The sequence below is a fragment of the Nonomuraea sp. NPDC059007 genome, assembly GCF_042740555.1.
Classification (GTDB): domain Bacteria; phylum Actinomycetota; class Actinomycetes; order Streptosporangiales; family Streptosporangiaceae; genus Nonomuraea.
Genome location: NZ_JBHYJD010000044.1, coordinates 1 through 7,058 on the forward strand (window position 1 = coordinate 1; position 7,058 = coordinate 7,058).

Consider the following 7,058-nt stretch of genomic DNA (forward strand, 5'->3'; position numbering starts at 1 on the left):
TCGCCCGCAGGAGACGGCCCCGCCGCTCGGGGCGGGGCCTTCTCATGGGGTACGGCCGGCCGTCACGACACCCGGGAGCGCGCCGCCGACCAGGTGTCGCAGGAGGCGGGCCGGGCGCCGGTGAAGCCGCGCTTCAGCCAGTAGACGCGGTTGGCGCCGCTGCCGTGGGTGCGGTAGAGGTCGTCGCCGCTGGCCCGTACCGTTTCGACCAGGGCCGCCCAGTCCTTCGTGTCCCGGGGCAGCGACCGCCACACTCCGGCCAGGAACACCCCGGCCAGGCAGTCGGCCTGCAACTCGTAGCGGCGCCCGCGCTCGGCGGTGGCCTTGCCGCGCTCGTAGGCGGCCCGGATGCCGGTCAGGCTCTGCAGGTGATGCCCGTACTCGTGGGCCGCGATCTTGAGCGGCAGCAGATCGGTCCGCCCCTCGATCCAGTCGCCGGCCAGCGGGAACACCAGCGTGCGCGGCCCCGGGCAGTAGAAGGCGGCGGTCCCGTCCGGCCAGTCGAACCCGCAGATCCGATCCTGCGGCGCGTCGAAGTAGCGCACCTTGGGCTTGCTGAACGGCATCCGCGCTCGAGCAAAATGCCCGCCCCACGCCTTATCCAGACATTTCACCATCGCGACTAGATACTCCCTGGGCCGCGCCACCCCGCCGGTGATCAGCTCGGGCTCCTCGCACGACTGGACGGCGAGCCTGCCGGTGCCCGCCCACGGATCGGCGGCCGGGGCGGTGGTGAGGGTCAGCACGGAGAGCACGGCAACGGTCTGCATGAGGGGCACAAACACGGATCATAGGGCTCATCGGCACCGTTGTTCCCGGGAGGCACGACGACCAGGGCGGTGGGATGGGACGGGCGGGGCGGTGGTTGACTCTCCCGCATGAATGAACTGGCGCTTGTCCTGACAATTGGTAGTTTGGCGGTTTTCATCGGGGCAATCGTCCAGGGAGGCGTCGGGTTCGGGCTGGGGCTGATCGCCGCGCCGGTGCTCACGATCCTCGACCCCGGCGTCATGCCCGGCGCGATCCAGGTGGTCAACTTCACGTTGCCCTTGTTCACGCTGGCCGCCGAGTGGCGCAGGGTGGACTGGCGAGGGCTGGGGTTCGCGGTGCTCGGCCGGTTGCCCGGCACGGTCATCGGAGGATTCGTCGTCGTCTACGTGTCGGCCCACACGCTCGGTGTGCTCGTCGGCGTGATGGTGCTGATCGCGGTGGGGCTGACGGCGCGGGCGCTGAGCGTGCCGCGCAACGGCGCGACGCTCGCCACCGCCGGGTTCGTCTCCGGCGTCACCGGTACGGCCACGGGCATCGGCGGCCCGCCCATGGGCCTGGTGTACCAGAGCGCCAAGGGGCCGCAGATCCGGGCGACACTGGCCATGTTCTTCGCCCTGAGCGCCGCCCAGTCGCTGGCCGTCCTGGCCTTCGTGGACCGGTTGCCCGGCAAGGCGCTGGCCACGGGGGCGGCGCTGCTCGTACCCATGATCGCCGGATTTCTCGTGTCGGGGCCGCTGCGGCGCTACCTCGACGGCGGGAAGGTGCGCGCGGCGATCCTGATCGTGGCGGCCGTCTCCGCGCTGGTGCTCATCGGGCAGAGCGTGATGCGGTGACGGTTCAGGCCGAGCAGCAGTCGCAGCCGGAACAGCAGTCGCAGTCCGAGCAACAGTCGCAGTTCGTGCAGCAGTCGGGCAGATGGCAGCAGACGTCCCCGCAGTTGGCGCAGGTTGTGCACCGGGAGTCCTCCTCCTCCCACGGAGGCTGGTAGAGCCCGCAGGTGCAGCAGGAGAAGGCGGCACAGGCCAGCGAGATCAGCCCGCCGGGATCCGGCTTGCGGGGATGAGGCTCAGGGGGCGAGTGCGGCGGCGGCTCGGATGGCGCGGTGGTCTCGGCGAAGGTGCGGGTGATCGCCCGGGACGTCTCACGGACCAGGAGCGCCGTGGCCAGCCGGGGCCGGGGCAGCTCCAGCTCGTCCACGGCCTGCCGCAGCTCGGCCTGCGCGCGCTCACAGTGCGAACGGGCGTCCGCGAGCGCCGTACCGGTGGCCAGCAGCGGGTTGTAGGCCCCCCGCTCACGATCCTCGGACAGGTCCTCCACGGCGTCCAGGAGGTGGGCCAGCCGCCCGAAGGCCCGCCCGGCGTGTACGAGCGGCTCGCGGTTGCCCGGCCGCCCCGTCAGCGCCGCCGTGTGCGCGAAGGCGGCGGCCACCGCGTCCTCGGTGGGCGCCGTGAGCGTGGCGAGCGTACGGCCGCCGGACCGCTCCAGTTCCACCTGGGCGAGGGCCGCGCCGGTCAGCGGGGCGGGGTCGAAGGACAGGGCGGCGGCCGTCGAGGCGCCCGCGCCGGACCAGCGTCCGGCCAGCCGCCCGGCGGTCGCGGCGACGAGCCGGCGCCGGTAGGGTCCGTCGCCGTCGGCGATGTGGTCGCGCAGCTTGGCCCCGGCCAGGATGAGGGAGACGGACGCGGCCAGCCGGGCCCCCTCCGACTCCACGACCCCGGCCGTCCTGAACCCCCGCAGAGCACACGGCCCGGCGGTACGCCGTCGCGCGGGCGCGTCCGTCTGCGCCTCGGCCAGCACCGACACCAGCAATGCGTCATAGTTGGTCGCCAGCCGCGCCGCCTGCCCGTGCTCGTCGCGCAGGGCCAGGCACAGACCGCACAGATGCCCCAGCCAGTCCTTGAACATCCCCCCGCACATGCCGTGCCGACACGGCCGGACAATCCCGAACATATGCCCCCTTATCCGGTACGGCGGAGCTCACCGTAGCACCCGTGATCTAGGACAGGGGAGGGTCTCAGTGCATGGTCCGCCAGGTCTGCTCCTCCACCAGTTCCCGGCTCCGCCACCCGGCGGGCGTCCTGGCCATCCGGTGGTGGTACCAGCCGCCGCCCTGGAGGATCCCGGCCGGCTTGGCCAGCTCCCGGCTGGGCGCCAGCGTGTCGGTGAACGAGGCCGAGACCTCCGCCGCGTCCCCGCGCACCGCGACCCGGGTGGCGCCGATCAGGTGGAGCCGGCCGGGCCAGTGCGGCAGCACGTCCGCGAGCCAGGCCTTGACCTCGGGAAACGGCCCCTTGATCCCCCCGGCGGAGGTGTAGTCGAGCACGGCGTCGGGCGTGAACACCTCGTCGAGCAGGTCCCAGGCGCCGCTGTCCAGCGCGTAGGCGTAGGTGGCCAGGCGGTCGCCGATGGCCCAGTGATCGTCCATGGGCCCAGACAACGCGACAGCGCGTACCCGAGCAAGACCCACGTTTCACGATTGTTATGCGGAACAACAAACTCCGCCCTCAGGACCCCTTCCCAAGAGGTCCCCGGCGGAATACGTTGCCGCAAACAACATTCAGGGAGGTCTGCCATGCGCAAGGGGATCCTGGGCGCCGCCGCGCTCATCCTGGGTCTGGCCGCCTGCGGGGGCGAGAGCGGCACGACCACCGGCACCACCGGCACCACCGCCACGACGGGAGGCGCCACCGCCAAGCCCGGCAAGGTCGGCGTCATCCTGCCCGACAGCAAGTCCTCGGCCCGCTGGGAGACGGCGGACCGCAAGTTCCTGGGAGAGGCCTTCACGGCCGCCGGGGTCGCCTTCGACATCCAGAACGCCCAGAACGACAAGTCCGCGTTCCAGACCATCGCCGACCAGATGATCACCAACGGCGCGACCGTGCTGATGATCGTGAACCTCGACAGCGGCACCGGCAAGACCGTCATCGACAAGGCCAAGGCGCAGGGCGTGCCCACGATCGACTACGACCGGCTCACGCTCGGCGGCAACGCCGCCTACTACGTCAGCTTCGACAACACCAAGGTCGGCACCCTGCAGGGCGAGGGCCTGAGCAAGTGCCTGGCCGAGAAGAAGGCCGACAAGCCCATCGTCGCCTACCTGAACGGCTCGCCCACCGACAACAACGCGACGCTGTTCAAGGCGGGCTACGACGGCGTCCTGAAGCCCAAGTTCGACGCCGGGGAGTACGTGAAGGGCCCCGAGGAGTCGGTGCCCGAGTGGGACAACACCAAGGCCGGCACGCTGTTCGAGCAGATGCTCACCAGCCAGCCGAAGATCGCCGGCGTGCTGGCCGCCAACGACGGGCTCGGCAACGCCGCCATCACCGTGCTGAAGAAGAACAACCTCAACGGGAAAGTCCCGGTGACCGGCCAGGACGCCACCGTCCAGGGCCTGCAGAACATCCTGGCCGGCGACCAGTGCATGACCGTCTACAAGGCCGTCAAGAAGGAGGCCGACGCCGCGGCCAAGCTCGCGGTAGCCCTGGCCAAAGGCGAGAAGCCGACGGCCAGCGGCACCGTCAAGGACTCCCAGACCGGCGCGGACGTCCCCGCCGAACTCCTCGACCCCCAGCCCATCACCTTCGACACCGTCAAGGACGTCGTGGCCGACGGCTACGTGACCAAGGACGAACTGTGCACCGGCGACTTCGCCGCCAAGTGCACAGAAGCCGGAATCAGCTAAGCCAACCCCCTCTAGATCCCGAAATTTCGGCTTAAGGTACGGCAAGCAGCCCACAAGGCGGCCTGCCGTACCCTCCTCCGAGGGAGCCCCATGACGACCCCACTTCTCGAAGTACGCGGCCTCGACAAGAGCTTCGGCCCCGTCCAAGTGCTCCACGACGTCGCCTTCTCCGCCTACGCCGGCGAGGTCACCGCCCTGGTCGGCGACAACGGCGCCGGCAAGTCGACGCTCGTGAAGTGCGTGGGCGGCATCCACCCCGTCGACGCCGGCCGGATCCTCTTCGACGGCGACGACGTCCAGGTGAGCACCCCGCGCGACGCCGGAGCGCTCGGCATCGAGATCGTCTACCAGGACCTCGCGCTCTGCGACAACCTCGACATCGTCCAGAACATGTTCCTCGGCCGCGAACGCCGCAGCGGCCTGGTCCTGGACGAGGCGACGATGGAGGAGATGGCCGAGCGCACGCTGTCCGGCCTGTCGGTACGCACGGTCAAATCCATCCGGCAGCAGGTCGCCAGCCTGTCCGGCGGCCAGCGGCAGACCGTCGCCATCGCCAAGGCGGTGCTCTGGAACTCCCGGGTGGTCATCCTCGACGAGCCCACCGCGGCGCTCGGCGTCGCCCAGACCGCCCAGGTGCTGGAACTGGTGCGCAGGCTGGCCGACCAGGGCCTGGCCGTGGTGCTCATCTCGCACAACATGAACGACGTGTTCGCCGTCTCCGACCGGATCGCGGCGCTCTACCTCGGCAGGATGGCGGCCCAGGTCCGCACCGCCGACGTGACGCACGCGCAGGTCGTCGAACTGATCACCTCCGGTCGCAGCGGAGAACTGGGGATCGCGCCATGAGCAAGCTCGTGCAGGACAAAGAGGCCATCATCGCGGCGGTGCAGGCGCCGTCGATCGGGCACAGCGCCCGCGCCTACGGGGAGCGGGTCCGCGGCGGCGACATGGGCGCGCTGCCCGCCGTCATCGGCCTGGTCGTGCTCTGCACGGTCTTCGCGATCGCCCGGCCCTCGTTCCTGACCGCCATCAACTTCGCCAACCTGTTCACCCAGGGCGCCGCGGTGACCGTCATCGCCATGGGCCTGGTCTTCGTCCTGCTGCTGGGTGAGATCGACCTGTCGGCCGGCTTCGCCAGCGGCGTCTGCGCGGCGGTGCTCGCCGTGACGCTCACCGACCTCGGGCAACCCTGGTACGTGGCGGTGATCGCGGCCATCCTCACCGGCTCGGCGATCGGGGTGGTCCTGGGCTCGCTGGTGGCCAAGGTCGGCATCCCGTCCTTCGTGGTCACGCTGGCGGCGTTCCTCGCCTTCCAGGGCGTGGTGCTGATCATGCTGGACGAGGGCACCAACATCTCCATCGCCGACCCGGTCATCGTCGCCATCGCGACCAAGAACATGACGCCCGCGCTCGGCTGGGCGCTCTACGCGGCCGGCGTGGTGATCTACGCGGCGATCCAGCTCACCCGGGCCCGCCGGCGGGCCGCGCGCGGGCTGGTGGCCGACCCGTTCTCGCTGATCGCCGCGCGGGTCGGCAGCCTGGCGGTCCTCGCCGGTCTCGCCGTCTACGTCCTGAACCTGGAGCGCAGCCGCAACCCGCTGACGATCTCGCTCACCGGCGTGCCCATCGTCGTGCCGGTCATCCTGGCGCTGCTGGTCCTGTGGACGTTCGTGCTGCGCCGTATGCCCTTCGGGCGGCATGTCTACGCGGTCGGCGGGAACGCGGAGGCGGCCCGCAGGGCCGGCATCAACGTCGACCGCATCAAGGTCGGCGCGTTCGTGATCTGCTCGTCGATGGCCGCGGTCGGCGGGATCATCGCCGCCTCCCGCGCCAACTCCGTCGACCCGAACACCGGAGGCAGCACGGTCCTGCTGTATGCCGTCGGAGCTGCGGTGATCGGCGGGACGAGCCTGTTCGGCGGCAAGGGCAGGGTCCTCGACGCCGTGCTGGGCGGCGCCGTGGTGGCCGTCATCGAAAACGGCATGGGCCTGATGCAGTACGGTTCCAGCGTGAAATACCTGGTCACCGGATCTGTCCTCTTGCTGGCCGCGGGCGTCGACGCGCTGGCGCGCAGGCGGGCGGCCGCAGCGGGTCTGAGGTGATGCGGGCGGGGCCATCCCAGGAGGACATCAGGCGGCACAACCTCGGCACGCTGCTGCGCCATGTCCATCTGGGCGGGCCGATCTCGCGTGCCGAGCTGACCTCGCGCATGGGCCTGAACCGCAGCACCATCATGGCGCTCACCTCCGACCTGACCGCGGCGGGCCTGGTGCGCGAGGAACTGCCGCGCGAGACGGGCCGTGCGGGCCGGCCGTCGCTGGTGGTGCGTCCCGAGTCGGCGCGCGTCTACGTCTTCGCCTTCGACGTGGGTCCCGACCGGCTGGCCGTCGCGCGCGTCGGGCTGGGCGGGGTGATACTCGACCGCCGGGAGTCGGTACGGCGGCGCGGCCCGTTCGACCTGACGGAGCTGACCGGGGACCTGGCCGCGGCGGCCCGGCAGATGCGGCGCAAGGCCCGCCACGACGCCGTCTGCGTCGGGGCGGGCGCCGCCGGGTCCGGCGGCGGGGGCAGAATCGACCGTGTGATAATGTTGGGGCCGAACCAG

At 71.0% G+C, this 7,058-nt stretch carries 8 protein-coding genes; 5 read left to right on the forward strand and 3 right to left on the reverse strand.

What is annotated here, in order from left to right:
* Positions 1–62 precede the first annotated feature (62 nt).
* Complete coding sequence (locus ACFWY5_RS44845; protein ID WP_379613943.1) at positions 63–770, reverse strand: neutral zinc metallopeptidase; 708 nt, start codon at positions 768–770, stop codon at positions 63–65.
* A gap of 144 nt (positions 771–914) precedes the next feature.
* Here ACFWY5_RS44845 and ACFWY5_RS44850 point away from each other — a divergent pair, with 144 nt between their 5' ends.
* The gene (locus ACFWY5_RS44850) at positions 915–1,604 is read left to right on the forward strand and encodes a sulfite exporter TauE/SafE family protein (protein ID WP_379638506.1); all 690 of its coding nucleotides are present in this window, start codon (positions 915–917) and stop codon (positions 1,602–1,604) included.
* A 4-nt stretch (positions 1,605–1,608) separates the two neighbouring features.
* Here ACFWY5_RS44850 and ACFWY5_RS44855 read toward each other — a convergent pair whose 3' ends face one another.
* On the reverse strand, positions 1,609–2,721 hold the full coding sequence (locus ACFWY5_RS44855; RefSeq protein ID WP_379638507.1) for a DUF5685 family protein: 1,113 nt from the start codon (positions 2,719–2,721) through the stop codon (positions 1,609–1,611).
* 64 nt (positions 2,722–2,785) lie between these two features.
* Positions 2,786–3,196, reverse strand: coding sequence for a nuclear transport factor 2 family protein (locus tag ACFWY5_RS44860; RefSeq protein ID WP_379613899.1), 411 nt, complete (start codon positions 3,194–3,196; stop codon positions 2,786–2,788).
* 147 nt (positions 3,197–3,343) lie between these two features.
* Here ACFWY5_RS44860 and ACFWY5_RS44865 point away from each other — a divergent pair, with 147 nt between their 5' ends.
* The 4 genes from ACFWY5_RS44865 to ACFWY5_RS44880 all read left to right on the forward strand — a co-directional run.
* Positions 3,344–4,453, forward strand: a complete 1,110-nt coding sequence (locus ACFWY5_RS44865) for a sugar ABC transporter substrate-binding protein (RefSeq protein ID WP_379638508.1) — start codon at positions 3,344–3,346, stop codon at positions 4,451–4,453.
* 90 nt (positions 4,454–4,543) lie between these two features.
* A complete protein-coding gene (locus ACFWY5_RS44870; RefSeq protein ID WP_379613895.1) occupies positions 4,544–5,299 on the forward strand; it encodes an ATP-binding cassette domain-containing protein in 756 nt (251 codons plus the stop codon).
* Positions 5,296–6,555 (forward strand): sugar ABC transporter permease, encoded by a 1,260-nt coding sequence (locus ACFWY5_RS44875; protein WP_379613893.1) that lies wholly within the window; start codon positions 5,296–5,298, stop codon positions 6,553–6,555. The genes ACFWY5_RS44870 and ACFWY5_RS44875 overlap by 4 nt, the downstream gene beginning before the upstream one ends.
* Positions 6,555–7,058: MarR family transcriptional regulator (locus tag ACFWY5_RS44880; RefSeq protein ID WP_379638509.1), on the forward strand; the 504-nt coding region annotated here is incomplete at its 3' end. The genes ACFWY5_RS44875 and ACFWY5_RS44880, both read left to right, overlap by 1 nt.